The organism is Gemmatimonadales bacterium, from assembly GCA_036279355.1.
GTDB lineage: Bacteria > Gemmatimonadota > Gemmatimonadetes > Gemmatimonadales > GWC2-71-9 > DASQPE01.
The window spans coordinates 30164-55871 of the sequence record DASUJH010000047.1 but is presented as its reverse complement, the minus strand read 5'-3'; the positions used below and the strand labels follow the sequence as shown (position 1 = coordinate 55871).

General features: G+C 70.9%; 23 protein-coding genes. 13 read left to right on the top strand and 10 right to left on the bottom strand.

What is annotated here, in order from left to right:
* Nucleotides 1-4 precede the first annotated feature (4 nt).
* Entirely contained in the window at nt 5-529 is a 525-nt protein-coding gene (locus tag VFW66_11625) for a DUF1440 domain-containing protein (protein HEX5387345.1), read from the bottom strand.
* A gap of 85 nt (nt 530-614) precedes the next feature.
* On the bottom strand, nt 615-1460 hold the full coding sequence (tatC, locus tag VFW66_11620) for a twin-arginine translocase subunit TatC (protein HEX5387344.1): 846 nt from the start codon (nt 1458-1460) through the stop codon (nt 615-617).
* Between the two features lie 127 nt (nt 1461-1587).
* Between tatC and VFW66_11615 the strand changes: the two genes are divergently transcribed.
* Complete coding sequence (locus VFW66_11615; protein ID HEX5387343.1) at nt 1588-2721, top strand: trypsin-like peptidase domain-containing protein; 1134 nt, start codon at nt 1588-1590, stop codon at nt 2719-2721.
* A gap of 6 nt (nt 2722-2727) precedes the next feature.
* Here the strand turns inward: VFW66_11615 and VFW66_11610 are convergent, their stop codons facing one another.
* The 3 genes from VFW66_11610 to VFW66_11600 all read right to left on the bottom strand — a co-directional run bounded on the left by VFW66_11610 (nt 2728) and on the right by VFW66_11600 (nt 5911).
* Nucleotides 2728-3363 (bottom strand): peroxiredoxin, encoded by a 636-nt coding sequence (locus VFW66_11610; GenBank protein HEX5387342.1) that lies wholly within the window; start codon nt 3361-3363, stop codon nt 2728-2730.
* A gap of 170 nt (nt 3364-3533) precedes the next feature.
* The gene (locus tag VFW66_11605; protein HEX5387341.1) at nt 3534-5243 is read right to left on the bottom strand and encodes a glycosyltransferase family 39 protein; all 1710 of its coding nucleotides are present in this window, start codon (nt 5241-5243) and stop codon (nt 3534-3536) included.
* An 89-nt stretch (nt 5244-5332) separates the two neighbouring features.
* Entirely contained in the window at nt 5333-5911 is a 579-nt protein-coding gene (locus tag VFW66_11600; GenBank protein ID HEX5387340.1) for a YceI family protein, read from the bottom strand.
* Nucleotides 5912-6038: 127 nt separating this feature from the next.
* On the opposite strand from VFW66_11600, the gene VFW66_11595 reads away from it, so the two are divergent.
* Together VFW66_11595 and VFW66_11590 are read left to right on the top strand one after the other, a co-directional pair.
* Nucleotides 6039-6362: a helix-turn-helix domain-containing protein gene (locus VFW66_11595; protein ID HEX5387339.1), complete on the top strand. Its 324-nt coding sequence runs from the start codon at nt 6039-6041 to the stop codon at nt 6360-6362.
* A complete protein-coding gene (locus tag VFW66_11590; protein HEX5387338.1) occupies nt 6359-6916 on the top strand; it encodes a DUF2911 domain-containing protein in 558 nt (185 codons plus the stop codon). The genes VFW66_11595 and VFW66_11590 overlap by 4 nt, the downstream gene beginning before the upstream one ends.
* Nucleotides 6917-6944: 28 nt before the next feature.
* On the opposite strand, the gene VFW66_11585 is transcribed toward VFW66_11590, so the two are convergent.
* Nucleotides 6945-7274: a hypothetical protein gene (locus VFW66_11585; protein ID HEX5387337.1), complete on the bottom strand. Its 330-nt coding sequence runs from the start codon at nt 7272-7274 to the stop codon at nt 6945-6947.
* A gap of 12 nt (nt 7275-7286) precedes the next feature.
* On the opposite strand from VFW66_11585, the gene VFW66_11580 reads away from it, so the two are divergent.
* The 7 genes from VFW66_11580 to VFW66_11550 all read left to right on the top strand — a co-directional run bounded on the left by VFW66_11580 (nt 7287) and on the right by VFW66_11550 (nt 15933).
* The gene (locus VFW66_11580) at nt 7287-7997 is read left to right on the top strand and encodes a phosphatase PAP2 family protein (GenBank protein HEX5387336.1); all 711 of its coding nucleotides are present in this window, start codon (nt 7287-7289) and stop codon (nt 7995-7997) included.
* Complete coding sequence (locus VFW66_11575) at nt 7976-8911, top strand: diacylglycerol kinase family protein (protein ID HEX5387335.1); 936 nt, start codon at nt 7976-7978, stop codon at nt 8909-8911. Before VFW66_11580 ends, VFW66_11575 begins: the two co-directional genes overlap by 22 nt.
* A 15-nt stretch (nt 8912-8926) precedes the next feature.
* Nucleotides 8927-9277, top strand: a complete 351-nt coding sequence (locus tag VFW66_11570) for a hypothetical protein (GenBank protein ID HEX5387334.1) — start codon at nt 8927-8929, stop codon at nt 9275-9277.
* A 78-nt stretch (nt 9278-9355) separates the two neighbouring features.
* Nucleotides 9356-10663, top strand: coding sequence for a TolC family protein (locus VFW66_11565; GenBank protein HEX5387333.1), 1308 nt, complete (start codon nt 9356-9358; stop codon nt 10661-10663).
* Nucleotides 10653-11906 (top strand): efflux RND transporter periplasmic adaptor subunit, encoded by a 1254-nt coding sequence (locus VFW66_11560; protein ID HEX5387332.1) that lies wholly within the window; start codon nt 10653-10655, stop codon nt 11904-11906. Before VFW66_11565 ends, VFW66_11560 begins: the two co-directional genes overlap by 11 nt.
* Nucleotides 11903-15004, top strand: coding sequence for a CusA/CzcA family heavy metal efflux RND transporter (locus VFW66_11555; protein ID HEX5387331.1), 3102 nt, complete (start codon nt 11903-11905; stop codon nt 15002-15004). The genes VFW66_11560 and VFW66_11555 overlap by 4 nt, the downstream gene beginning before the upstream one ends.
* Nucleotides 15005-15186: 182 nt before the next feature.
* Nucleotides 15187-15933: a class I SAM-dependent methyltransferase gene (locus tag VFW66_11550; GenBank protein HEX5387330.1), complete on the top strand. Its 747-nt coding sequence runs from the start codon at nt 15187-15189 to the stop codon at nt 15931-15933.
* A gap of 38 nt (nt 15934-15971) precedes the next feature.
* Here VFW66_11550 and VFW66_11545 read toward each other — a convergent pair whose 3' ends face one another.
* Together VFW66_11545 and VFW66_11540 are read right to left on the bottom strand one after the other, a co-directional pair.
* Nucleotides 15972-17042 carry an NADH:flavin oxidoreductase/NADH oxidase gene (locus VFW66_11545; GenBank protein HEX5387329.1) on the bottom strand — a complete coding sequence of 357 codons (1071 nt, stop codon included), beginning with the start codon at nt 17040-17042 and terminating at the stop codon, nt 15972-15974.
* 29 nt (nt 17043-17071) lie between these two features.
* A complete protein-coding gene (locus VFW66_11540; protein HEX5387328.1) occupies nt 17072-17932 on the bottom strand; it encodes an aldo/keto reductase in 861 nt (286 codons plus the stop codon).
* A gap of 116 nt (nt 17933-18048) precedes the next feature.
* On the opposite strand from VFW66_11540, the gene VFW66_11535 reads away from it, so the two are divergent.
* Nucleotides 18049-19848, top strand: a complete 1800-nt coding sequence (locus VFW66_11535; GenBank protein HEX5387327.1) for an HAD-IIB family hydrolase — start codon at nt 18049-18051, stop codon at nt 19846-19848.
* Between the two features lies 1 nt (nt 19849).
* The gene (locus VFW66_11530; GenBank protein HEX5387326.1) at nt 19850-21148 is read left to right on the top strand and encodes an MFS transporter; all 1299 of its coding nucleotides are present in this window, start codon (nt 19850-19852) and stop codon (nt 21146-21148) included.
* On the opposite strand, the gene VFW66_11525 is transcribed toward VFW66_11530, so the two are convergent.
* On the bottom strand, nt 21102-23729 hold the full coding sequence (locus VFW66_11525; protein HEX5387325.1) for a hypothetical protein: 2628 nt from the start codon (nt 23727-23729) through the stop codon (nt 21102-21104). The two genes, VFW66_11530 and VFW66_11525, sit on opposite strands and share 47 nt — an antisense overlap.
* A gap of 381 nt (nt 23730-24110) precedes the next feature.
* On the opposite strand from VFW66_11525, the gene VFW66_11520 reads away from it, so the two are divergent.
* Nucleotides 24111-24701, top strand: a complete 591-nt coding sequence (locus VFW66_11520) for a Uma2 family endonuclease (GenBank protein ID HEX5387324.1) — start codon at nt 24111-24113, stop codon at nt 24699-24701.
* On the opposite strand, the gene VFW66_11515 is transcribed toward VFW66_11520, so the two are convergent.
* On the bottom strand, nt 24686-25696 hold the full coding sequence (locus VFW66_11515; GenBank protein ID HEX5387323.1) for an isoaspartyl peptidase/L-asparaginase: 1011 nt from the start codon (nt 25694-25696) through the stop codon (nt 24686-24688). The two genes, VFW66_11520 and VFW66_11515, sit on opposite strands and share 16 nt — an antisense overlap.
* Nucleotides 25697-25708: the final 12 nt, after the last annotated feature.

Sequence of the window (25708 nt, the reverse complement as noted above, 5' to 3'; positions counted from 1 at the left end):
GAGCTCAGGCGCCGCGCGGCATCACCGAGAGCGCCGCCTCCGCCGCCTCGGCGAAAGCGAGATGGCCGGCGAGACCGCGCGCGTGCGTCTGCCAGGGAAACGCCGTGGGACCGGGCGTGAGCCCGAGCGCCGGCACCATGACTTCGTCCATCACCAGCCAGAAGGCGAGCCCGAATTCGAGGGCCGAGAGCAGACCGGGATGGGCCATCCGGCGGCGGAGCGCCGCGTATGCCATGCCCGCGCCGGCCGCGAGCGCCCAGTGGATGCCGGTCCCGACCTTCTTCGCCTCGCTGGTCGAGAAATGCGCGCCGAACGCCTCCGCGCCCTTGCGCGCCGCGGTTTGGTAGGCCGTCGAGCCGCCGCGCGCGTCGTCCTCGGCGTCGCGCACCGACGCCGACTCCCGCTCGTACAGCCATGTCGTGACCCGGCCCATCACCCAGCCCGCGGCGACACCCGCCACGACTCCGCGCACGAGACTCGCGCCCACCGGCTCGTTCATCCGCCGCATCCGCCGCTGCCACCGCTCCATCGCGCACCTCCCCGCCCCGGTCTCCCGTCGTCTCACCATCCGGGTGCAGGCTACGCCCTTCTCCGCCGCGCCACCGTGCCGCGGCTCACGCGATGAGGCTGGGGCCGCCGGTGGGCGCCGCCGCGGGCGGCGGCATGTCGGGCGGCTCAGCGCGGTGCCCGGCCTCCTCCACCGCCTCGCGCGCGGCGCGCCGTTGCCGAGCCCGGTACACACCGTACGAGAGCACGATGCTCAGCTCGTAGAGAAGGTAGAGCGGCACCGTCATCGCGATCGTGGTCCAGATGAGGTCGCCGGGTGTGAGGAAGGCGCCGACGATCACCGCCGCGACGATGGCATGGCGCCGATACCTGACCAGGAACTGCGGCGTCACGATGCCGAGCGCCGCGAGCCCGAGAATGGCGACGGGGAGCTCGAACGCCACGCCGAATGCGAGCACGAGGCTGAAGACGAAGCCGAAGTACTCGCTCGCCGTGATCATCGGCTGGAGCGACGTCATGCCGAAGCTCAGCAGCCAGGGAATCGCGAGCGGCAGCACCACGAAATACGCGAGGCATACGCCCGCCACGAAGAGCAGAATGGCGCCGGCCGCAACGCCCACCGCCACCCGCCGCTCGTGCCGGTAGAGCGCGGGGGAGACGAAGGCCCAGATCTGGTAGAGGAGGACGGGCAGCGCGGCGACGAGACCCAGGATGACGGCGGCCTCGAGGATGATCTGGAACGGATCGCCCGGATGGGTGTAGACCAGCTTGTGCCCGGAGAGATACGGCGCGATCGGCTGCTCCAGCCACCCGATCACGTCGAAGTTGAGCAGCGCGCCGAACGCCGCGCCGACCGCGACCACGACGGCCGCCAGCGACCAGATGATCCTCCAGCGCAGCTCCTCCAGATGGTCGAGGAACGGCATCTCGCCGTCCACACGGGGCTCGGTCATCGTGCACGCATCTCCACGGCTCACGTCCGGCTGGAAAGGTAACGGCGCGAGCGTGAGCCCGGCCACGGTCCGCGCCGAGCGGCGCACACTACCCTTCGCGCTTCATCCCACCGGGGAGGACGCCGAGATGAGGTCACTTCATGCGCTCAGGTCGGCCGTGGCACTCGGCACGGCGCTGGGTTGGGTCGCAGCGTGCGGCCACGACAGCAGGACCGCCGCGCGCGACAGCGGATCCCGGGTGGAGACGGCCGCCACCGTGCCTCCGGCGGCGGGCGGCAGTTCGACCGCGCCGAGCGGCGAATCGCACACCGCGTCCGCCCCCGCTGCGGCAACACCGGTGGCGGCCAGGACCGCGGGCGCGGCCGCCGCCGATCCGGCGGAGCAGATCACGGTGCGGGTGGCGCGGCAGATCTCTCCCTCGGTGGTGAGCGTACGGCGCCAGGACGCGCTGGGCTCCGGGATCATCATCCAGAGCGACGGCGTCATCATCACCAACGCACACGTGGTAGGCAGCGCTCGGCAGGTGCAGGTCGGTCTGGCCGATGGACGCGAGCTCAACGGGGAGGTCCTGGGGCGGGACCCGAGCGTCGACGTGGCGGTGGTGCGGGTGGACGGGCACAACCTTCCGGCGGCACCGCTGGCCGATTCGGACGACCTGGTACCGGGCCAGACCGCCATCGCCATCGGCAATCCGCTCGGCCTCGAGCGCACGGTGACGGTCGGCGTCGTCTCCGCTGTCAACCGGAGTCCGCGCGGGTTCGGGCTCGAGGGCTTGATCCAGACCGACGCCGCGATCAGTCCCGGCAACTCGGGCGGCCCGCTGCTCAACTCGAACGGTCAGGTCATCGGGATCACGACGGCCGTCATCGCGGCACCCGGTGCCAGCAACCTCGGTTTTGCCGTTCCGATCAATCTCGCGAACGACATCGCGCACCAGGTGGTCACCACCGGCCGGATTACGCGTGCGTTTCTCGGGATCGACTATCGCGACATCGACGAGATCCTGGCACAGCAGTTCGGGCTGCCGGTGGATCAGGGCATCATCGTGGCGGCGGTGGGCCGCGGGACGCCGGCCGCGCGCGCCGGCCTGCGCCAGGGTGACATCATCACGGAACTCGACGGCAAGCCGCTCAAGGGCGGCGGCGAGCTCCGGAAGGCGCTTCGCGCTCGCAAGCCCGGCGACACCGTGACGCTCACCGTGCTCCGGCCGGGCGGCACGAGCACGGTGAAGGCCACGCTGTCGGAGATGTCGCTCCAGTAGGGCCGGTCAGCGATTGGGCTGCGGCGTGAGCCGGAAGTACGCCTTCTTCTTCTGGAAGCCGCGCGGAAAGCGCCGCGTGGCCTCCTCGTCCGACACGGTGCCGAGGATGATCACGTCGTCGCCGTCCTTCCAGTCGGCGGGGGTCGCCACGGAGTGGGTGGCGGTGAGCTGCAGCGAGTCGAGCACGCGGAGCAGTTCCTCGAAGCTGCGTCCGGTGCTGGCCGGATAGGTGAGCGTGAGCTTCACCTTGTTGTCGGGACCGATCACGAACACCGAGCGCACGGTGTGGGTCTCGCTCGCGTTCGGATGGATCATGTCGTACAGGTTCGAGATCGCCCGGTCGGGATCGGCCACCACCGGGAAGTTGAGCTTGTGGCCGGTGAGCTCCCGGATGTCGTCGCTCCAGCGGGCGTGCGAATCGAGCGGATCGACGCTCAACCCGATCACGCGGGTGTCGCGCCGGTCGAATTCGGGCTTGAGCGCGGCCACGGCGCCCAGCTCGGTGCTGCAGACCGGCGTGAAGTCCCTGGGGTGAGAAAAGAGCACTGCCCATTTGCCCGCCTTCCAGTCGTGAAAGCGGATCGGTCCCTCGGTCGTGTCGGCGGTGAAATCGGGCGCCTCGTCGCCCAGACGAACGGCCATGCTGTCCTCCCGGATTCGGTGCGCGGTGCGCAATGCGACGCGGCCCGCGATGTCGGGTCGCGGGCCACGTGCCGCGACTTAGATGGATCCGCCGGAATGTCCGGCCGCGCGGCCCATCAAGTCGGGGAAATCGCCGCGCTGCATGAATATTTAGCCGGCCGGCGGGACCGTCAAGGGGCGCGGGCCGTCACCCGGTAGACCGAGTACTGCCCGACTCGCGCCACAGGCGTGAGCGTGAGCGCCGGGTCGTACCAAATCCAGCTGCCGGCCAGATGGCTATGCAGGTCGCGCCGGGAGAAGTCGTCGAGATAGTGGCTGCCCACGCGCCGGAGGAGCGCGCGGGCCCGGAGCACCGGCCGGTTGTAGGTCCACCCCACGTAATACCACGGGCCGGGGAGCCGTGCGAGCTCGGCGCGGGAACCGGCGTAGCGCCCCGGGCCGGCCCACGCCCCGTCGCGCGGGCGCATCGGGCCGGGGCGGCCACGCCAGTGGTAGTCCGAGTCGTTCGTTTCGCTGAGGCAGAGCACCACGTTGAGCCGCGGAAACGCGATGCGAAGGAAGCCGTAGTCGGACGTCCAGGGGACGAGCACCGTGCCGGCGGGCGTGGCGGCGGGCGTGGCGGCGGGTCCGGCGGCCACGAGCGGCTCGACCGCCCCCGTGAGCTCGCGCTGATTGAGCTCGTACGGCATGAGCGGCGCGAACGCCAACCGGTCCGCCACGACGACGGCGCCGAGCACCACCGCCCAACCCCACGACCGCCGCGATCCGAAGACCAGCGAGCCCAGTCGCCGTAGGCCCACCGACGCGAGGAGGGCCAGCGGCAGCAGCGCGGGCGCGTAGTAGCGCGGCTCATGTCCCGCGAGAAACGGCAGCGCGGAGACCGCGAGCCACGCCGACGGAAGCCGGAGGCCCCGGCGCCAGGGCGGCAGCGGCACGAACGCGAGCACGACGATGAACGCCTGGAGAAAAAACACCAGCGCGTACATCCGCTCGAGCGGATGGGGCCGGGTCATCACCCTCCACGCCAGCACCACCGATGAGAGGTCCGAACCGCCGACGACCCAGAGCCCGAGCGTCGTGAGCACGAACGCGCCCGCGCCCACCAGCGCCCCGCGCCGCGCCACGGCGGCCCGGCGGAAGCGCGGGTCGCCCGCCACAAGGAGCGCCGCAAGGAGCCCACCGAAGGCCACCACCGCGGTCAGCCGGCAGAGCGCGCCCAACGCCAGGGCAATGCTTGCAGCCGCGAGATGGGCGGCGCGGCTCGAGGTGCCGACCGCGGCGCCCCCGGCCCCGCCAATGCGATACGACCGCAGGAACGCCCAGCTCGCGAGCGTCACGAGGAGCAGGCTCGGCACCTCGGACAAGGTCTTCCATCCGAGATAGAGCGTCACCGGCAGGAAGAGCAGCACGAGCGCGGCACGGCGGGCGCGGCGTGCGTCCAGCAATTGTCGATAGACCGCGTACCCAGCGGCCACGAAGCCGAGCGACATCAGCGCGTAGCAAAGCTGAACCGCGAAGAGCGCGCGCTGCCCGGTCCCGAACGTGTCGAGCAGGAGCCGGAGCAGCACCACGTGTCCGATCTTGCCGGAGAAGAACCCGATCGGGAAAAGCCCGCTCTCGACCTCGAGCGCGATCAGATCACGCGGGGCGTGGGCGAGCGCGGAGTAAAGATAGAAGTACTCGTCCCAGTAGCGATGGGACGTGAAGCTCAGGGCGAGAAAGAAGGCGGCGCAGGCCGTGACCGCGAGGCCGGCGCGCCACCCGAAGCGCGGTGCCCCGCGCGCAAGTGCGGCGCGGGCCCGTCCGCCCGCGCGCGTGGCGGCACCAGGCCGCTCGGCCGGAACCTGCACGCGGGGGTGCGCGCCGGAGGATGTCGCCATCGGGTGCCGCCTCGGCCTGCCAGAGTTTTGCGCCGCAACAGTTGCACCCTACCAATCTATGGCCACATCGGCCGGCGCCGTGCGCCGCCTCACTCAGTCCTGGCGGACAGCTCCACGTCGAGGGTGATCTTCACCTCGTCGCCCACCAGGAAGCCGCCGGCCTCGAGTGCCACGTTCCACTCCAGACCGAAGTCCTTTCGGCTGATCCGGGTCGTGGCGGTGGCGCCGCGCTTCACGTTTCCGTATGGATCCTTGAGCTCGGAGTCGTCGGTCTCGACCCTCAGCAGGACGGGTCGGGTGACCCCGTGCAGCGTGAGATCGCCGGTGATCTCGAGCTCACCGATGCCCGCCCGCGCCACGCGGGTGGAGCGGAACTCGATGGTGGGATACTTCTGGACATCGAGGAAGTCGGCGCTCTTGAGATGTGCGTCTCGATCGGGCTCGCCGGTGTTGATCGAGGCGGTATCGATGCTGGCCTCGACCGATGAGCGGGTGACGTCGGCGCTGTCGAGCCGGACGGTGCCGGTGATGCGGGCGAATTCGCCGCGCACGTTGGCCACCATCATGTGGCGAACGGCAAAGTGGGCGCTGCTGTGTGCGGGATCAATATCCCAGAGGGTGACGCCGGCGGGCGCGGCGGTGGAGGCGGGTGAAGCAGAGGACGGCATGACGACTCCATCGAAAGAGGTTGCTGTCGCCGCCCCCGTGGCGGCGCACCGATGGCCGCTATACTAGGCGTAGTGCTACATAATGTCAAGCGCTTGATCATTTCGAGTGCCGGCGTTACCATGGGGCATGCCCGACCAAGAGACCTTTTGCCCGGTCTACGCGTCGATCGAGCTGCTCCAGGAAAAGTGGACGCTGCACATCATTCGCGCCCTTCTCACAGGCCCGCAGGGTTTCAACGAGCTGGGCCGAGCGGTGGGCGCCAATCCGACGACGCTGGCCCAGCGGCTCGACCGACTGGAGGCCGTCGGCGTGGTGAAGCGCACCGTGCAATCCACCATGCCGCCCCGGACGAGCTATCAGCTCACCCGCGCCGGGGTGGCGCTCCAGGACGTCATCGACGCGGTGGATCGCTGGGGCCGGCGGCACCTGGCCCAACCGGCAACGCGATGACGCGGCGCCGCCTCGGCCGCCTGCCGTTTCTCCTACTCTTCACAATGCTCGCGCTGCTCGGCGGCGCAGCGCCCCCATCCGCCGCCGCGCAATCGGCTCGTGCGGTGAAGCCGAGCCAGGGCGGCGCGGTCGAGCAGACGATTGGGGATACCCGCATCGAGATCCGCTACAACCGCCCCGTGGCGCGCGGGCGCACGCTGTTCGGCGGGGTCGTGCCGTGGGGTAAGGTGTGGTGTCCCGGCGCCGACTCCGCGACCACGATCGCGTTCAGCACGCCGGTCAAGGTGAACGGTGCGCCGGTGGCGCCCGGCACCTACAGCGTCTGGGCGATACCGGGACCCGAGCAGTGGTCCGTAATTCTGAGCCGCGCAGCGCACGTGTTCCATATCCCATATCCGGCGGGGCACGATGCGCTCCGCGTCGCCGTGGCGCCGCGCCGCGGCGCGCACATGGAAACGCTCGCGTTCTACTTTCCGGTGGTGGAGGGGCGAACGGCGGAGTTGTGGCTGCACTGGGGCACCACGATCGTCCCGCTGTCGATCGTGGTGCCCTGAGCGAAGCTCGCTTGGGGCAGACCGCGCGTCAGCGCGCGCCGACTTCCCGGGCTGCCTCGGCCGAGGTGAGCACCTCGCCCTGCATGACTTCCGGCCGCCCGGCGTCGATCGGGGCCGGGTTCGACACGAGGTACTCCGCCGCGCGGCGGTTCGACTCCTCGGCGCCCGATCGACTCTCGAAGACGCTGATGGTGATCAGCTCCCGGTCGTCGACGTTGAGCGCGTAGTATGCGTGAAAGCCGGGGACCGACTGCAGCATCGGCACGAAGCCGTCGTGCAGTTGGCGGCCCAGTGCGTCCATTTTCTCAGCGGTGGCTGTTCCTGGAGTCGGGGTGTAGTGGCGGATCGTGGCGTACATGGGCACCTCCGGATGATGGCGTCTGAGGAGCATCCACTATACGGCGGCGCGGGAGGGCGTCAAGACAGCGCGCCGGGCGCCGTGCGGCTCGCGCTCGCCGCCGCGGGCGCGGTGGTATTGGCCCTGCTCTTCGCGGCGCTCGCGAGCGCGGTGCTGCCGGTGGGAACGGTGCCCTCCTGGGATAAGCTCGTCTTTCTCCGGATCGGTGCGCACGCGACGCTTGCCGGCGAGCGCTGGTTCACGGTGGTGAGCCTGCTGGGTTCGCCGCTGCCGTGGGTAGTGGCGGGTGCATCGGTTCTGATACTTGCATGGCGCCGTCGAGCGCTGCTCGCGCTCGAGTGGACGGCGGGGTTCGGCGGCGGCAAGCTGCTCGAGACCGCGTTGAAGGTCGAGATCCACCGCCCGCGGCCACCGGGCGCGGGACGCTTTCTGCACGGCGCGTCATTCGGATTTCCGAGCGGGCACGTCATGGGGGCGCTGCTCTGCTACGCGCTGCTGGCGCACACGCTGACCCGGCTCACGCCTTCCGCCCATCGTCACCGCGTGCTCATCTGGCTCGGTGTTGCCGGGATCGTCGCGGCCGTCGCCGTGAGCCGGCTGTATCTCGGCGTGCACTACCTGAGTGACGTGGTCGCTGGGGTGCTCGCGGCCGGCGCCTGGCTCCTGCTCTGCTTCACTGCATTCGACGCCGCCCGGATCCGGTGGCCGTTCCCGCGTTCATAAACCCGCACGGCGGCAGCGCCGGCGCGGCGGCGGACGCGCTCCGCCATGCCGGCGGCTTCGCGGTGCGCGAGGCCGCGCCGGACACGCTCGCTGCGCTCCTCGGTGAAGAAGTTCGCCAAGGCGCGCGACGGGTGCTCGTGGCCGGAGGCGACGGAACGATCGCCGCGGCCGCGTCGGTGCTGGCCGGCACGCCGGTCGAGCTGGCCGTGGTCCCGGGCGGCACGCTCAACCATTTCGCCCGGCACCACGGCATTCCGACCGACGCGATCCGGGCGGTCGAGGCGGCGCAGCACGGCGCGGTGCGCCCCGTCGACGTGGCGTACGTGAACGACCGGCTCTTCATCAACACCAGCTCGGTCGGCGCGTACGTGCGATTCGTGCGCACGCGGGACCGCCTCCAGTCGTACGTCGGCTACCGCGTGGCGAGCGTGCTCGCTGCCTGCCGCACCCTGACCGAGCTGCACTCGCTGCATGTGCGGGTGGACCTCCGCGGCGAGGCGATCGTGTACCAGACGCCGCTCCTCTTCGTGGGCGTTGGCGAGCGGAGCCTCGCACCCACGAGCCTGGGTGCACCGCGACCGGGCGGCGCCCGCGCGCTCCACGTGGCGGCGCTCCGCGGACGCCGGCAGGCATGGCGGTTCGCCCGGACGTACGCGCGCGGCGCGTCCGTCCACCCACGGGCGGACGAGCCCGTGGCCGAATCGGCCGGCTTCCTCATCGACAGTGTCCTGGTCGACCACTGCCGGGTCGAGGTGCACCGCGACCGGCTCAACGTCGCGCAGGATGGCGAGATCACGCGGATGCAACCGCCGCTCGACTTCCGACTGGCGCGGGACGCCCTGCGGATCGTGGTCCCGGCGGGGGGTGCCGGGCCCGGACCTTGCACCGGCCCGGTTGTGCATCCCCTATACTGAGATATCTTCGGCACCATGTCCCGCTCGAGGTCCAGCCGCCTCTCGGCGCTGCTCCTGACCGTCATCTTCTCGGCCGGGAGTTTCGGCCTGTCCGCGTTCGACGCGCTGGCCTTCCATCGCTCGGGCGTGGCGCGCGGCGCCACCGGTCCGCACTACGAGGCGGCCGGCACCGTCTGCGGCCACGGTGACCGCTGCATGCTGGGCAGCACGCTGCCCGGCCCCCGGCTCGCGACGCCGTTCAAGGTCGCCGCGCGGCTCGCGCCGGTGGTCGAGACGCGGCAGCCGCCCGCGCCGATCGCCGCGCTTCCGAGTTTCGACCGCCGCACCCTCCCCCAACCTCGCGCACCACCGCCGCCGCTCGCCTGATGCTTCGTTCCGGGCCGCTCGACTGACCCGGATCGTCGGCACGAATTCCGGCTCGCGCCGGACAATTCGGAGGCTGCGGTGGATCTTGTACGGAGGATGCTCGTCCTGGGCATCGCCGGGGCGTGCGCGGCAATTGCCGCCCGCCCGGCGTGGGCGCAGAGCCGGGCCGACACACTTGCTCTGAGCCGGCGGGCCGCCGTCGATACGGCGCTGGCCCGCAATCCGGGGCTGCATGTGGCCCGCGAGCAGATCGCGGAGGCAGAGGCGCGCGTGGTCGAGGCCAGCGCCTTTCCCGACCCGACGGTCTCCGCCGATCTCCTCGGCCAGCCGAACGTATTTCGTCCCGGGGGCAACACGGGGGGCGATTTTGCGGTCGGTCTCACCGTGCCGTTCCCCCAGAAATTCCACCTGCGCGGCGCCGTGAGCCGCGGGGATCTCGAGGCCGTCCAGTTCGGCTACGCGCAGCTCCAGCAGCAGACGGCGTCGGCCACGGCGCAGGCGTACGACGCGCTGCTGGTGGCTGAGCGGCACCGGAGCGATCTCACCGAGGGGAAGGCACTCGCCGAGGATTTTCTCAAGAAGACCGAAGCGAGGTTCGACGCGGGCACCGCGGCTCGGCTCGACGTCCTCAAGGCCAAGGTGGATGTCGCCGCCGCGGAGAACGCGCTCATCGCGAACGGGCGCGACATCAGCACCGCCCGGTCCAACCTCAACCGTTTGCTCGGCCGCGCGGTGGGCGCGCCGGTGGCGCTCTCCGATTCGCTCTCGGTGCCGCCCGGCCTGCCCGCGCTCGACGCGCTGGTGCGGACGGCGCATGCGTCCCGGCCCGAGCTGCACGGCCTGCTGAGCCAGCAGGCCGGCGCGCATGCCGCCACCTCGCTCGCCAGGCAGTACTGGATGCCCGACCTCTCCTTCGAGGTCGAAAAGAACTTCGTGGACGGCGTACCCAACTCCTACACCACGACGCTCGGCTTCACGGTGCCGCTCTTCTTCTGGAACCACCAGCGCGGCGAGGTGGCCGAGTCGCGCCACCGCGAGAGCGAGCTGGCGGCCGCGTACCGGGACCAGTCGGCGCAGGTGGAGCAGGACGTGCGCGTCGCCTGGGCCAACGCGGACGCCGCCTATCGGCAGGCGCGCTATCTGGGCGACGAGCTGCTGCCGGAGGCGCGCCGTGCGCTCGACATCGCCCTCACGAGCTACGGGCTCGGCGGCTCGTCGGCGCTCGAGGTGCTCGACGCGCGCCGCACGCTGCTCGACGCCGAGGGTCAGTACGCCGATGCCCTGGGGGCCGCCAACGATGCGCGCGCGGAGCTCGAGCGCGCGGCCGGCGCGCCGCTCGAAACGATTTCCGGCGGCACGCCGGACGGAGATGCCAATGATCACTAGGGTGAAGATGCGGCGCGGGTGGAGATGGCGCGCGCCGGTGTGGCGGGCTCTCGGTGCGGCGGCCGCGCTCGCGGTGGCCGGATGCGGCCCGCACGACGGCGCCGGAGCGGACGCCGCGGAGGCGGGCCATGCCGCTGCGGGCGGGGCTACGGCGCGGTCCGATACCGGCGGGGGGGCCGCGCACTCCACGGCGGCCACCGACAGCCTCACCGCGGAGCAGCGGGCGCGGCTTCAGGTGACGGAGGTGAAGTCATCCACCTTCCACCCGACGGTTGAAGTAACCGGCACGGTCGCGTTCAACGGGGACATCAGCACCCAGGTCCTGGCGCCGATTTCCGGTCCGGTGTCGCGCCTGCTGGTAGAGCCGGGCGCGCGGGTGCGGCGCGGAGATGCGCTGGCGCTCGTCGCATCGCCCGACTACGCGGCCGCGGTCGCCGGCTACATGAAGGCGGAGGCCACGGCCGCCAATCTCCAGCGCATCGCCGATCTCGACGCGCAGCTCTTCCAGCACGACGCGCTCGCGCGCCGAGACCTGGAACAGGCCCAGACCGACGCGGCCACGGCCGCCGCCGACCGGGCTGCGGCGCTCGAGCAGCTCCGCTCGCTCGGCGTGGACTCGGCCGGCCTCGACGCGATCCGCCAGCACCGCGCGCCGCGGGGCGCGCAAGGCGTGGTGCGCGCGCCGATCTCGGGCACGGTGGTCGAGCGGCTCATCACGCCGGGCCAGCTCCTCCAGGCCAACACGACGCCCTGCTTTACCGTCGCCGATCTCTCGAGCGTGTGGGCGATGGCCAACGTGTTCGAGGGCGACCTGCCCTACGTCGCCACCGGCGACTCGGCCGAGGTGCGGCTCACCGGCGACACGACGCGGGCGTACCCGGGGGTCGTCACCTACGTCGGCGCGCTGGTCGATCCCAATACCCGCGCGACGGCGGTCCGCGTGCTCACGCCCAATCCGGACCGCACCCTCAAGCGCGACATGTTCGTGCGGGTGTCGATCCGCTCGCACCGGCCCCGGACGGGCCTCGTCGTGCCGGCCTCCGCCGTGCTGCGCGACGCGGACAACCTGCCGTTCGTGTACCTCGCGCTGCCTGGCGGCGGCTACGCGCGGCGGCCGGTGCAGCTCGGCGCGCACGTGGGCGACCGCCTTGGCGCACAGTTCGAGATCACCGGCGGTCTCGCCGCGGGCGACCGGATCGTGACCCAGGGCGGGCTCTTCATGCAGTTCGCGGAAAATCAATGAACGGCGACGCCACACCCTCGATCATCCACCGGCTGGTCGCGGCCTCGCTGCGCCAGCGGTTCGTGGTGGGGCTCTTCACCGTGCTCATCGCGGCGGTCGGCGCGTGGTCGTTTTCCCGCCTTCCGGTGGATGCGTACCCCGATCTCTCGCCGCCGATGGTGGAGGTCATCACCCAGTGGCCCGGCCACGCGGCCGAGGAGGTGGAGCGGCTCATCACCGTGCCGCTCGAGATCGAGCTCAACGGATTGCCCCAGCTCAAGGTCGTCCGCTCGATTTCGCTCTACGGGCTCTCCGACGTGCGGCTCACCTTCGAGGACGGCGCGGACAACTACTTCGTGCGGCAGCAGGCGTTCGAGCGGCTGCCTGACGCCGAGCTGCCGGCGGGCGTGACACCATCGATTTCGCCGCTTTCCTCGCCCTCAGGGCTGGTGTACCGCTACGTGCTGGACAGCCCCGACCGCAGCGCCATGGAGCTCAAGATCATCGACGACTGGGTGATCGTCCGGCAGTACCGCTCGGTGCCCGGCGTGGCGGACGACTCACCGCTCGGCGGCGAGACGATGCAGTACCAGGTGCTGCTCGATCCCGCGCGCCTCGCGGGCGCCGGCCTCTCGGTGTCGAACGTGGTCGACGCGCTGGCTGCCAACAACGCCAACGCGGGCGGTGGCTTCTACTCGGAGGGCGGGCAGTTCTACTATGTGCGCGGCCTCGGCCGCGTCGCCACCACCGACGACATCGGCGACGTCGTCCTCGCCAACCGGAACGGCGTCCCGGTGCTGGTGAAGAACGTGGGCGAGGTCGTGATCGGCCACGCGCCGCGGCTCGGCCAGTTCGGCTTCAACGAGCGGGACGACGCGGTGGAAGGCATCATCCGGCTGCGCCGGGGCGAGCAGGCCCAGACGGTGCTCAAGGGCGTCGAGGCCAAGACCCGCGAGCTCAACGACAGCATCCTGCCCAAGGACGTGAAGATCCGGCCATTCTACGACCGGAGCGACCTGGTGGCGCTCACCACGCGCACGGTCGAGGACAACTTGCTGCGCGGCATCGTGCTGGTCGTCGCGGTGCTGATCCTCTTCCTGTACGACGTGCGCGCGGGGCTCATCGTCGCGGTCACCATACCGCTCTCGCTGCTCTTCGCCTTCATCTGCCTCGACCTCAAGCACATCCCGGCCAACCTGCTCTCGATCGGCGCCATCGACTTCGGCATCCTGGTGGACGGCGCGGTGGTGATGGTGGAGAACATCCACCGCCAGCTCGCGCTCAGGGCCGGCACGGCGTACGACATCACCGAGGTGATCGCGGCGGCGGCGGCCGAGGTGGACCGGCCGATCTTTTACGCGGTGGCGGTGATCGTGGCGGGCTTCCTGCCGATCTACGTGCTGTCGGGCCCGTCCGGCAAGCTCTTCTCGCCGATGGCGGACACCACGATCTTCGCGCTCATCGGCTCGCTCATCCTGACCCTCACGCTGCTCCCGGTGCTTTCGGCGTGGGTGCTGGGCCGCGGAGTGCGGGAGCGGCGGAACCCCATGTTCGAGGCGATTCGGCGCCTCTATGAGCGCGCGCTCGACCGCTGCCTCGCGCGGCCGTGGGCTACCGTCGTCGTTTCGACCGTGATTTTCGCCGCGTCGCTCGTGGTGGCGCTCGGGCTTGGCGCCGAGTTCATGCCGCATCTCGACGAGGGAGCCATCTGGGTGCGGGCCACGATGCCGTACACCATCTCCTTCGACGAATCGTCCCGGATCGTGCCGCAGATCCGCGCCGTGCTGCGCTCGTTCCCCGAAGTGACCGTGGTGGCCAACGAGCACGGGCGCGACGACGACGGCACCGACCCGACCGGCTTCTTCAACGCCGAGTTCTACGTCGGACTCAAGCCGTACGGCCAATGGCACGGCGCCTACCGCTCGAAGCAGGAGCTGATCGATGCGATCAACGCCAAGCTCACGACGTTTCCCGGCATCATCTTCAATTACACGCAGCCGGCGGAAGACGCGGTGGACGAGGCGGAGACCGGGCTCAAGAGCGCGCTCGACGTGAAGCTCTTCGGCCCCGACCTCGTGACGCTCGAGCACAAGGGCAAGGAGGTGAAGCACGCGCTGGAGCAGGTGCGCGGCATCACCCACGTCACGCTGGTGCAGGAGCTGGGGCAGCCCAGCCTCACGGTGACGCCGGACCGGGCGCGGATCGCGCGCTATGGGCTCAACGTGGACGACGTCAACAAGCTGATCGAGGCCGCGGTGGGCGGCGTGGCGGCCACCCAGGTGGTGCAGGGCGAGCGGCTGTTCGATCTCGTCGTGCGGCTCGAGCCGCAGTTCCGCGAATCGCCGGAGGCCATCGGCAACATCCTCGTGGCGACGCCGAACGGCCAGCAGGTGCCGCTCAAGGAGTTGGCCGTCATCCGGGTGGCGAGCGGCGCGTCGTTCATCTACCGGCAGGACAACTCGCGGTTCATCGGAATCCAGTATTCGGTCGAGGGGCGGGACCTCGCCGGCGCGGTGAACGAGGCGCGCGAGCGGGTGGCTGCCGCGGTGCGGATTCCGTCGGGCTACCGCGTGGTGTGGGGCGGCGAGTACCAGGAGTACACGGCGTCGCGCGCGCAGCTCCGGCTGGTGCTGCCGCTCACGCTGTTTCTCATCTTCCTCATCCTGTTCGCGCTCTACAGCAACTTCAAGTTCCCGGTCATCACGGTGCTCGGTGTGCTGCTCACGGCGCCGGTGGGCGGGATTCTGGCGCTCGCGTTCACGGGCACGCCGTTCTCGGTCTCGTCCGGGATCGGGTTCCTCGCGCTCTTCGGCGTGTCGGTCCAGACCGCGGTGGTGTACATCTCCTACGCCAACGAGCTGAGGCGGGGCGGGGCCGCCATTGCCGACGCGACGCGCGAGGCGGCATTGCTCCGGCTCCGACCGATCATGATGACGGCGCTGGTCGCGGCGCTCGGCCTCCTGCCGGCGGCGCTCGCGACGGGCGTCGGCACCGATTCGCAGCGCCCGTTCGCCATGGTGATCGTGGGCGGAATGTTCTCGCGGCTCCTCATCAGCGTGCTGCTGATGCCGGTGCTCTACGCGCTGGTGGCGCGACCGGGGGATCGGCTGGAGGTGTGAGGCGGGCGCCACCTCGCCGGCGGCGGCTCGCCCGGGCGCCCGCGGAGAGCTCTGGCGAAGAGGGACGCCGACGTTAGCTTCAGGTGGTTGCGTGCATGCGCGACCGGAAGCGGTCAGCCCACGAGTTTGCGTCCCGCAGTTCGACGGCCGCGGGTGCACGACCGAACGAGAGGATGGAAGCCATGGAGCTCGCGGATGTCCTGCGCGACCCTCCGAAGCCCCACATCCAATCCGGGCGCCGGGTCTCCATGGGCCTCGTCCCCGCGGCTGTCGCCTTCATCCATGAGATCGTCGATGATTCTTGCGCCACGCTCGAGACCGGGTGCGGCCTCTCGACCGTAGCGTTCGCTCTCACCGGCGCCCGGCATATCGTCATCGCGCCGCTCCCAGATGAATTGGAGTACCTGAAGCGGTATTGCGATGAACGCCATATCGCGACCGACCGGGTACGCTTCATCGCCGGCGGCTCCCAATCGGTGCTACCGAGCCTGCAGCCGCCGCCGCTCGATCTGGTATTGATCGACGGTTGCCACGGCTTCCCCTCTCCTTGCATCGACTGGTTCTTCACGGCCGGATTCCTGAAGAGGGGCGGGCACCTCGTTGTTGATGACACCTGGGTATGGTCCTGCCAGATTCTGCGGGACTTTCTGTGCGCGCAGCCACAGTGGCAACTCATCACGGAGTTTGAGTACCGGACCGCCGTTTTCAGGAAGCTGGAAAATGGCGCCGAGTGGCTCGAGTGGACTGAACAGCCGCTGGTGGCACGGGCTGGCAGACGGAAATGGATCGGCGGGCGTATGCACTATCGGCAACCATTCGGCGCGACGCGCGTCGGACGGGCGGCCAATGACCTCCGCCATGGCGACGTCAAGGGCCTGATGGGGAAGATTGCCCGAGTGGTATCGCGTCTCGCGCGGGCGACCCGCTGAGTGGGTCGTGCATGCAGTCCCCCGCGGGCGTCCCCGGTTCAATCCACCGCGCGCCGGTATTGCGCCGGCCACTCGATCGCCACGCCGAGCGCGCGGGCCGCGCGGAGCGGCCAGTACGGATCGCGCAGGAGCTGCCGCGCAAGCAGCACGAGGTCTGCCGCGCCGCGCGCGATGACACCGTTCGCCTGCGCGGCATCGGTAATGAGCCCCACGGCGCCGGTGCAGATGCCCACCTCGCGCCTGATCCGCTCCGCGAACTCGATCTGATAACCCGGGCCCAGCGGAATCTTCGCCCCGGGCACGGTGCCGCCGGACGAGCAGTCGATGAGGTCGACGCCGAGTGGCCTCATGCGGCGCGCCAGCTCGACCGACTGCGCGATGTCCCACCCGCGCTCGACCCAGTCGGTCGCCGAGATCCGCACGAAGAGCGGCAGCTCGGCCGGCCACGTCTCGCGCAGCGCGCACACGGTGTCGAGCACGATGCGAATCCGGTTGTCGAAGCTGCCGCCGTACTCGTCGGTGCGCCGGTTGCTCAACGGGGAGAGGAACTCGTGCAGCAGATATCCATGCGCCGCGTGCAGCTCGAGCACCTGGAAGCCGGCGGTCCGCGCACGGCGCGCCGCGGCGGCAAACGCCGCGACGATTCCCTCGATCTCGGCGCGACTCAGCTCATGGGGCACGGAATCCGCGGCGCGGAACGGGATCGGGCTCGGCGCGCACGGCTGCCAACCGCCATCGGCGGGCGGGATCTGCGCGCCGCCCTCCCACGGCCGTGCGGTGCTCGCCTTGCGCCCGGCGTGGGCCAGTTGCATGCCCGCGGCTGCGCCGTGCGCACGGACGAACCGCACGACGCGGGCAAGCGGGTCCACATGCGCGTCGCTCCAGATGCCGAGGTCGTGCGGGGAGATGCGGCCTTCGGCGGTCACCGCGGTCGCCTCGGTCATGACGAGGCCCGCCCCGCCCACGGCGCGGCTCCCGAGGTGGACCAGGTGCCAGTCCGTGGCGAAGCCGTCCGGGCTCGAGTACTGGCACATCGGGCTCACCGCGATCCGATTCGGCAGCTCGATGCCGCGGACGCGAAGCGGCGTGAACAGGGGCGCCTGAGTCATGGACCGAAACTTAGGCGCCCCGCCCAGTGCTACGCCCGGTCCAGCTGCCTGAGATCCTCGCCCGACAGTTGAATGGACGCGGCGTCGACGTTCTCCTCGAGATGCGCGGTCGACGAGGTGCCGGGGATCGGCAGCATGGCGGGGGAGCGCGCGAGCAGCCACGCGAGCGCGATCTGGTACGCCGTGGCGCCGTGCCGCCGGGCCACCTGCGCGATCGGGCCGGTGGGCTCGAGCGCGCCGGCCGAGAGGGGAAACCAGGGGATGAACGCGAGCCCTTCCGCCTCACAGTAATCCACCACGGCATCCCACTTCCGGTCGCTGACGTTGTACTCGTTCTGCACCGAGACGATGGGAAGCACGCGCCGTGCGCGCTCGATCGCATCCACCGCCGTCTCCGAAAGCCCGACGTGCCGCACCTTGCCCTCGCGCTGGAACTCGCGTAGCGTGCCGAACTGCTCGTCCTCGGGCACCTTCGGATCGATGCGGTGCAGCTGGTAGAGGTCGATGCGCTCGAGCTTGAGCCGCTTGAGGCTGCCGTCCAGCTCGCGCCGCAGATCGGCGGGGCGCGCGTTCTCGCGCCACTGATCCGGGCCGGGGCGCGTGAGGCCGCCCTTGGTCGCGATGACGAGGCCGTCGGGATAGGGGTGCAGCGCCTCGGCAATGAGCTCCTCCGACACGTGCGGCCCGTAGGAGTTGGCGGTGTCGATGAAGTCGACCCCCAGCTCGACGGCGCGGCGCAGCACGCGGATGGCTTCGGCGCGATCGCGCGGGGGACCCCAGATGCCGGGGCCGGTGAGACGCATGGCACCGAAACCCATGCGGTTGACGGTGAGGTCGCCGCCCAATGTCAGGGTGCCGGCGGCCGCCGCGGGTATGCCTGTCGCTTTCATCGTATGAATCCTCGCTCCTCGAGTGTCCGGATGCGGAGAGTAGGTCCGGTGCACGTGCCCTTCTGTGATTGGAGACACCGCCGCGCGCGGGCGCGCGGGCGAATCTCAGCCGCAACATGCGCTATCATGCCCTGGCGTGCGATTACGACGGCACCCTCGCCCACGGCGGTGCCGTGGACGACGCAACGGTCGCCGCGCTCACTCGGCTGCGCCGTTCGGGACGGCGCATCGTGCTGGTCACCGGACGTGAGCTCGAGGACGTGCTCCGTGCCTTTCCGCACGCCGATCTCTGCGACCGGATCGTCGCGGAGAATGGCGCCGTAATCTATGCGCCCTCGACGCGCGAGGCGCGCGTGCTCGCCGGCGCGCCCAACGCGGCGTTCGTGGAGGCGCTCCGCGCGCGCGGCGTGGCCCCGCTCGGCGTGGGGCGCGCCATCGTCGCCACCCGCGAGCCGCACGAGCGGACGGTGATCGAGGTGATCCGCGAGCTGGGGCTCGAGCTGCAGGTGATCTTCAACAAGGGCGCCGTGATGGTGTTGCCCTCGGGCGTGAACAAGGCGACCGGCCTCGCGACCGCGCTCGACGAGCTGCGCCTCTCGCCCCACAACGTGGCCGGCGTGGGCGATGCGGAGAACGACCACGCGTTCCTGCGAATGAGCGAGTGTGCGGTGGCCGTGGCCAACGCGGTGCCCACCGTGAAGGCGCAGGCGGATCTGGTGACGCGCGGCGAGCGCGGCGCCGGCGTCGTCGAGCTGATCGACGCGCTGGTGACCTCGGACCTGGCCGAGCTGGCGCCCCGCCTCTCACGGCACGAGGTGCTGCTCGGCCGGCGCGAGCGCGGCGGCGAGCACGGCGGGAGCGGCGGCAACGGAGCGGGCGAGACCGAGGTGCGACTCCCCGCCTACGGCATCAACGTGCTGCTCGCCGGCACGTCCGGCAGCGGAAAGTCGACGCTCGCCACCGGCTTTCTGGAGCGGCTCACCGGCGCCGGCTACCAGGTGTGCGTCATCGATCCCGAGGGCGACTACGACAGCTTCGAGCCCGCCATCCAGCTCGGCGGCACCGAGCGGGCACCGCTCGTGCACGAGGTGACCGACGTCATCAGTCGCCCCGGCCGCAACTGCGTCGTCAATCTTCTCGGCGTGGGGCTCGGCGACCGCCCGGAATTTTTCGAGCGGCTCTTCACCGCGCTCGACGATCTGCGCGCGCGCACCGGCCGGCCGCACTGGATCGCGCTCGACGAAGCCCATCACCTCCTGCCCATGGATTGGGCGGCCGCAGGGCTGACGCTCCCGGAGCAACCCTCCGGTCTGCTGCTCATCACGGTGCACCCCGAGGGGCTCGCGCGCGAGGTGCTGGCGACGGTGGACGTGGTGCTCGCCGTGGGCGCGAACCCGGGCGAGACGCTCCGAGCCTTCAGCGAGGCGCTGGGCGAAGCGGCGCCCGCAGAAGCGGCGCCCGCAGAAGCGGCGCCCGCCGATGCGGCGCCCGCCGATGCGGCGGCCGCGCGGGGCGAGCTCGCACCGGGCGAAGCGCTCGTCTGGTGGCGCAGCCGCGGCGCGCCGTTCGTGCTCGCGAGCGAGCCGCCCACCGCCGAGCGCCGCCGTCACATCCGGAAGTACGCGGAGGGGGAGCTGGGCGAAGACAAGAGCTTCTATTTCCGCGGCCCGGACTCCCGGCTCAACCTGCGGGCGCAGAATCTTTCACTTTTCGTGCAGGTGGGCGACGGCGTCGACGACGCCACGTGGCTCTATCATCTCCGCCGCGGCGACTACGCCCGCTGGCTGCGCGAATCGATCAAGGACCCGCCGCTCGCGGCCGAGGCGGAGCGGATCGCCGCGGACGCGGGGCTCTCGGCGGCCCAGAGCCGCGCGCGGCTCCGCGAGGCGATCGAGCGCCGCTACACGGCCGCGTAGCGTGCCCCCGCAGATCGGGCGTGCGCTCCGGCACCGCAACTACCGGCTCTTCTTCGGCGGCCAGAGCGTCTCGCTCGTCGGCACCTGGATCACGCGGATCGCCACGGCGTGGCTGGTGTACCGCCTCACCGGCTCGCCGTTCCTGCTCGGGTTGGTCGGGTTCTGCGGCCAGATCCCCACCCTCTTCCTCTCGCCCATCGCCGGCGTGTACGTGGACCGGTGGAACCGGCACCAAGTGCTGCTGGTGACGCAGGTGCTCTCGCTGGTCCAGTCGCTCGCGCTCGCGGTGCTCACCCTCGCCGGCGTCATCACGGTGGCCGAGGTGCTCGTGCTGCAGCTGTTCCAGGGCTGCATCAACGCCTTCGACGTGCCGGCGCGGCAGGCGTTCGTCATCACCATGGTCGAGGACCACGCCGACCTGCCGAACGCGATCGCGCTCAACTCCTCGATGGTGAACGGAGCCAGGATCATCGGCCCGTCGGTCGCGGGCCTGCTCATCGCCGCGGTGGGCGAGGGGTGGTGTTTCCTGCTGGACGCCGTCTCGTACGTGGCGGTGCTCGCCTCGCTGGTTGCGATGCGGCTGCCGCCCGCGGTGCGGCGCCGGGCCGCGACGCGGGTGCGGGAGGAGCTGGTGGCCGGCTTCCGGTACGTGGCGGGGTTCATGCCGATCCGCTCGGCGCTGCTGCTGGTCGCGCTCGTGGGAATGGCGGGCATGCCGTACTCGGTGCTCATGCCCGCCGTGGCGACGAAGGTGCTGCACGGCGGCGCCAACACCTACGGCTTCCTCATGACCGCGGCAGGACTCGGCGCGCTCGCCGGCGCCCTCTATCTGGCCGCGCGGCAGTCGGTGCTCGGACTTGGCCGGGTGATCGCGGGCGCGGCGCTCGTCTTCGGCCTGGCGCTCGTCGCCTTCTCGTTCTCGCGAAACGTGGTGCTCTCGCTCGCGATCCTGCCGATCGTGGGCGCAGGCTTCATGATTCAGCTCGCCTCCACGAACACGATCCTGCAGACGCTGGTGGACGAGCACCTGCGCGGGCGGGTGATGTCGTTCTACACGATGGCGTTTCTCGGCACGGCGCCGATCGGCAGCCTGCTCGCGGGGATCATCGCGGAGCACATCGGGGCGACGGAGACGATTCTGCTGGGTGGAATCGCGTGCGCGGGCGGCGGAATCTGGTTCGCCGCCCGCTTGCCGCGCCTCCGGGAGGAAGCGCGGCCCATCTATGAGGCACGGGGAATCCTGCCGCTCGGACCTACTCCTCCTCGTCCGGCTCCCGCACCGACGCCACCGATGCCTTGAGGTCGCAGGCGAGCGTCCGCTCGCGCTTCAGGGCATCGACCAGCGCCTCGGCCTGCTTCATCTGGAACGCGAGGGCGCCGGCCCGCTCGATCACATGATCCACCACGGTGCGCTGCGCCTGCAGCGACTCGACCGTGGAGCGCACGTCGAGTGCGAGCGCTTCGGCCTGCGCCAGCCGGTGCTCGGCGCGCTCCAACTGGCGCTGGCGCGCCTCGAAGCCCTGGAGCGCCGCCTCGGCCGCCTGGAACTGCGACTGGGTGTCGTCCAGCAGCGCCCGCGCCTCCTCGATCTCGTGGCGTGCCGCACCGATGGTCTGCACACCGTCCACCGCGCGCTCGGCCAGCTCGAAGACGTGCTTCACCTGGTTCTCCAGCGCGTCCACCGCGCCCTGTCGAGCCAGCGTCTGCTCCAGCGCGCGGCCCGCCTCGGTCTGGGCCGACTGCCAGCGGGCAAGCAGCTCCTCGAAGTGGGTCACCTGCCGCTCGATCGGCTTGAGCGCGGTGGCGCGGGCCTCGAGATCCTCGGCGGTGCGGTCGAGCCCTTGCGCCCGTTCCTCGGCCGTCTCGAGCTGGCCGCCGATGGTGCGCGACAGCTCCTCCAGCTTCTGCGACGCGGCGGCCGCCTCCTTGCGCAGCGCCGAGGCGCGGCTCAGGTGCTCGGTGGCCTTGTCGAGCGCGCCCTGCCGCTGCTCCACCTCGAGCGCGAGCAGCCGGATCCGCTCCTCCAGCTCGTCGAGCTGCTGGGTGCGGGCCTCGAGCGCGCGCACCGAGCCGTCCACGGCGCCGATCCGCTGCTCCGCCTCGCCCACCGAGGCCACGACGCCGCTGATCACGTCCGAGACCAGCTCGGCCTCTTCGGCCTGCCGCGCGAGCTGGACGAACCGGCCCTCGGCCCCGTCCATCCGCGCGCGCAGCCCCTCGGTGCGCTCCTTGAGCTCGGCGCTCGAGGTGCCGAGGTCGGTCAGGCGCCGGTGCATCTCGTCCACCGCCTCGCTCCGCGCGGCGATGTCGGCCATGGCGGCCGTGACGCGCTCCACTTCGCCGCGGATCCGCTCGACCGCCGGCTCCATGCCGGAGAGCTCGCGCACCTGCGTCTGCACCTTGCGGGTCCACGTCTCGGCGTTGGCGAGCCACGCCTCGACCTCGCCGTGGCTCTCGCGCAGGCGGGTCATCTCGGCGTAGGCGAGCTTCACCTGTTCCAGTCCGTCGGTCACCATCTCGTGGCTCCCCTGCAGGGCCGCGAGCTGCTGGGTCACCGTATCCACCTGCGGCGCCACGGCGTCGATGCGCTGCATCCGCTCGGCCACTTCCGTCGCGAGCTGCTCCAGCCGCTCCGCATCCTCGCGCGTGGTGCTGGCGCGGCGCGCCTCTTCGGTGAGCCGAGCCAGCTCGGCGGCGAGCGCCGCCGCCTGCTCGCTCAGGGTGCGGACCTGCGCCTGCACCGCCGCCGTGCCCTGGCTCGCCGCGTCGAGCACGGCAAACCGCGCCTCGCACTCCTTCACCGCGGTGCGCAGGTCGCCCACCCGCTCGCTCACCGCGTGCAGGCCGCGGGTCTCCAGCTCGAAGCTCTCGCTGCTCTTCCGCATCTGCTCGCGCAGATCGGTGAGGGCCTGACGTGCCGAGCGGTGGCCCTCGTCCATGTGCTGCTGGGAGGCCTGAAGCTCGTCGTGGCGCGACACCACCTTGGCGTGGAGCGCCTGCACCTCGGCGATCTTGGCCTCGATCGCGCCGAAGCGGCGGATCTGCTCTTCCTGCCGGCGAAGCCAGGTGTCCAGCTCGCGGTCGAGCCGGGTGAGCTGGGAGATCTGGCTCGCGGCGCGCTCGACCGCCTCGCGCTGCTGCTCGAGGGCGGCGGCCTTCTGGGCCACCTGATCCGCGAGCGCCTTCACCACGGCGAGCTGGTGCTGGACGTTGGGGATGGAATCGATGGCGCGGCTGATCGGCTCGACCGAGCGCTCGACGGATTGGACCTGGCGGACGACCTCTTCCAGCCGGCTCGCGGCCGCCTGGTGCTCCTCGTCGAAGCTCTCGAGCCGGGAGGTGGCGTGGCGATGGGCGCTCAGCGCGTCGTCGGACTGGTCGCGCATGCGGCCGATGTTCTCGGCCAGCTCGGCGAGCTGGGTGCGGAGCGCGTCGGTCTCGCCGCGGAGCGCTGCCATCGGGCTCCGGTCACCCAGGAACTGATCGAGGTCGGCGCGGAGCGCCATTGCGCTGTCCACCTTCTCGCCCACTTCGCCGAGCCGCCCTTCGATTGCCGCCATCTCCTCGGATGCCTTGGTCACCCGCTCCGCCTGCGCCTCGGCTCCCGCCAGCCGCTGAGCCAGCCCCTCGAGCGCCGCGAGCTGCTGCTCGACCGAGGCGAATCGCTCCTGCATCGCCTCGAGCGCGGCAGCCGTCTCGGTCACCGTGTCGAGCGAGCGGAGCTGCTCGGCGGCCGCCTCGGCCCGCGCCACGAGCTTTTCGAGCGCTGCCTGGCCGGGCATCATCGCCCCGTTCCCGTTTCCATTATGGGACGGATGCGCCGCAACGGTGCTCACCGACTCGCCGCCCGGGCGGCGCAGACCCTTCAGGAACGTGGCCATAGCTGTGACTCCGATGGGATGCGGGCGCCACGGGCTCGCTGCCGCGGCGTCGAGCGGCGGGTGATCGGGCCGACAGGCGTTCGGCTCCCGGCGGATCACGCGCGTGGTCGAGTGTTGTGCTACGGGGTGGACGGGGGCTCCGTCTGCAACGTGCATGCCCGGCGGGAGTTGTCAAGTAACGGATGCCGGGGCGAGGGCGGCGGCAGGTCCTGGCGCGCGGGCAGTGGCGCGACCTGCCACAATGCGGGCAGGTCGCGCTAGCGGCGCGGTCCCGCCGCGTGCATCGGCACCGGTGCGCGGAGAAACGGCGCGGCATGCTGTCCGCGAGCCGGTACGTTGGCGCATGTCACCTTGCGCTCGCTTCGCCGAGGATCACACCTTATGGGCATGGCGCCCCAGACGATCAAGTGGACCGCGGACATGCTCCGCAGTCTGCCGGACGACGGCAAGCAGTACGAGATCGTGGACGGGGAGCTGCTCGTGACCCCGGCCCCATCGTGGCGGCATGGAAACGCGGTGTCCGAGCTGTACGTGCCGTTATACAACTACTGCCGGTCGAGCGGCGTCGGCTACGCGAAGATCAGCCCCCAGGACGTCGAGTTCGACAACCACAACGTGGTCGAGCCGGATCTCTTCGTCGTGCCGCTGGTGGGCGGGGCCAAGCCGCTTTCCTGGGAAGAGGTGGGGCGCCTGCTGGTCGCCATCGAAATCCCGTCACCCAGCTCGGCGCGCTCCGATCGGATTACCAAACGCAGACTCTACCAGCGCCGCGGCGTCCCCGAATACTGGGTCGTCGACATCGAGGCGCGGCTGGTCGAGCGCTGGCGTCCCGACGACGAGCGCCCAGAAATCCTCGCCGATCATCTCGTCTGGCAGCCCGACCCGGCCGCGCTTGCCTTCGAGCTGGACCTGCCCGCGTACTTCGCCGAAGTCCTGGGCGCCGAGCCGGGGCCGCCTCACTCGTCGCGGTAAATCTTCACCGTCACGTTGCCGGCCGTGTCCACCCAGGCCCGGTACATCCCCTCGGTGTTGAACGGCGCCGCCATGTGGCCCTGGCGGTCGAGCGCGATCACGCCGCCGCCGCCGCCCAGCGCCACCAGCTTGTGCATGATCACCTCGTCGGCGGCCTGCGCCAGCGGTACGCCCTTGTAGAGCACGCGGGCGCAGATGTCGTGCGCCACCACATTCCGGATGAAGTATTCCCCGGCCCCCGTGGCCGACACGGCGCAGCTCGCGTCGTCCGCGTAGGTGCCGGCACCGATTATCGGCGAATCGCCGATGCGGCCGGGGAGCTTGTCGCTGGTTCCGCCGGTGCTGGTGCCGGCCGCAAGGTGGCCGTGCGAGTCGAGGGCGACGGCACCCACGGTGCCGTGGTGCTGGTGCGCCGTCCTTGCCTGCTTGTCGCGCTCCAATTCGTTTCGCCGGCGGTCGATGATGAAATAGCTCTGCGGCATCATGGCCACCCCCTGCGAGCGGGCGAACGCCTCCGCCCCAGCCCCGGCGAGCATCACGTGCGGCGTCCGCTCCATCACGAGCCGCGCGAGCGTGATGGGATTCTTGATGTGCCCCACCCCCGCCACCGCACCCGCCTTGCCGCTGCCGCCGTCCATGATCGCAGCGTCCATCTCCACCGTGCCCGTGCTCGTAAGCACGGCGCCTCGGCCCGCGTTGAAGAGCGGCGAATCCTCCATGAAGTTGATCGCAGCCTGCACCGCGTCGAGGCTGGTGCCGCCGCGCTTGATCACGGCGTAACCGCGGCCGAGTGCCTCGCGCAGGGCCGCGCGGTAGGCCGAATCTCGCGCGGGCGTCATGTCCTGCCGCCGGATGGTGCCGGCGCCGCCGTGAATCACCATCGCGATCCGTGCGGCGTTCGGCGGCGCCTCGGGCGGCGCCTGCGCATGGAGCGGCGCGCCGCCCGCAGCCAGGGCGCCGAGCATGAGCGGCGCCATGCGTCGCTTCAATTTCATCGAAATCACCCG

What these genes read in the sequence shown, in the direction of transcription:
- VFW66_11615 (HEX5387343.1), top strand. Translation starts at nt 1,588, where the DNA reads ATGAGGTCACTTCATGCGCTCAGGTCGGCCGTGGCACTCGGCACGGCG.
- VFW66_11560 (HEX5387332.1), top strand. Translation starts at nt 10,653, where the DNA reads ATGATCACTAGGGTGAAGATGCGGCGCGGGTGGAGATGGCGCGCGCCG.
- VFW66_11545 (HEX5387329.1), bottom strand. Translation starts at nt 17,042, where the DNA reads ATGACTCAGGCGCCCCTGTTCACGCCGCTTCGCGTCCGCGGCATCGAG.
- VFW66_11590 (HEX5387338.1), top strand. Translation starts at nt 6,359, where the DNA reads ATGACGCGGCGCCGCCTCGGCCGCCTGCCGTTTCTCCTACTCTTCACA.
- VFW66_11515 (HEX5387323.1), bottom strand. Translation starts at nt 25,696, where the DNA reads ATGAAATTGAAGCGACGCATGGCGCCGCTCATGCTCGGCGCCCTGGCT.
- VFW66_11585 (HEX5387337.1), bottom strand. Translation starts at nt 7,274, where the DNA reads ATGTACGCCACGATCCGCCACTACACCCCGACTCCAGGAACAGCCACC.
- VFW66_11605 (HEX5387341.1), bottom strand. Translation starts at nt 5,243, where the DNA reads ATGGCGACATCCTCCGGCGCGCACCCCCGCGTGCAGGTTCCGGCCGAG.
- VFW66_11580 (HEX5387336.1), top strand. Translation starts at nt 7,287, where the DNA reads ATGATGGCGTCTGAGGAGCATCCACTATACGGCGGCGCGGGAGGGCGT.
- VFW66_11550 (HEX5387330.1), top strand. Translation starts at nt 15,187, where the DNA reads ATGGAGCTCGCGGATGTCCTGCGCGACCCTCCGAAGCCCCACATCCAA.
- VFW66_11570 (HEX5387334.1), top strand. Translation starts at nt 8,927, where the DNA reads ATGTCCCGCTCGAGGTCCAGCCGCCTCTCGGCGCTGCTCCTGACCGTC.
- VFW66_11520 (HEX5387324.1), top strand. Translation starts at nt 24,111, where the DNA reads ATGGGCATGGCGCCCCAGACGATCAAGTGGACCGCGGACATGCTCCGC.
- VFW66_11525 (HEX5387325.1), bottom strand. Translation starts at nt 23,729, where the DNA reads ATGGCCACGTTCCTGAAGGGTCTGCGCCGCCCGGGCGGCGAGTCGGTG.
- VFW66_11535 (HEX5387327.1), top strand. Translation starts at nt 18,049, where the DNA reads ATGCGCTATCATGCCCTGGCGTGCGATTACGACGGCACCCTCGCCCAC.
- VFW66_11610 (HEX5387342.1), bottom strand. Translation starts at nt 3,363, where the DNA reads ATGGCCGTTCGTCTGGGCGACGAGGCGCCCGATTTCACCGCCGACACG.
- tatC (HEX5387344.1), bottom strand. Translation starts at nt 1,460, where the DNA reads ATGACCGAGCCCCGTGTGGACGGCGAGATGCCGTTCCTCGACCATCTG.
- VFW66_11540 (HEX5387328.1), bottom strand. Translation starts at nt 17,932, where the DNA reads ATGAAAGCGACAGGCATACCCGCGGCGGCCGCCGGCACCCTGACATTG.
- VFW66_11600 (HEX5387340.1), bottom strand. Translation starts at nt 5,911, where the DNA reads ATGCCGTCCTCTGCTTCACCCGCCTCCACCGCCGCGCCCGCCGGCGTC.
- VFW66_11555 (HEX5387331.1), top strand. Translation starts at nt 11,903, where the DNA reads ATGAACGGCGACGCCACACCCTCGATCATCCACCGGCTGGTCGCGGCC.
- VFW66_11595 (HEX5387339.1), top strand. Translation starts at nt 6,039, where the DNA reads ATGCCCGACCAAGAGACCTTTTGCCCGGTCTACGCGTCGATCGAGCTG.
- VFW66_11625 (HEX5387345.1), bottom strand. Translation starts at nt 529, where the DNA reads ATGGAGCGGTGGCAGCGGCGGATGCGGCGGATGAACGAGCCGGTGGGC.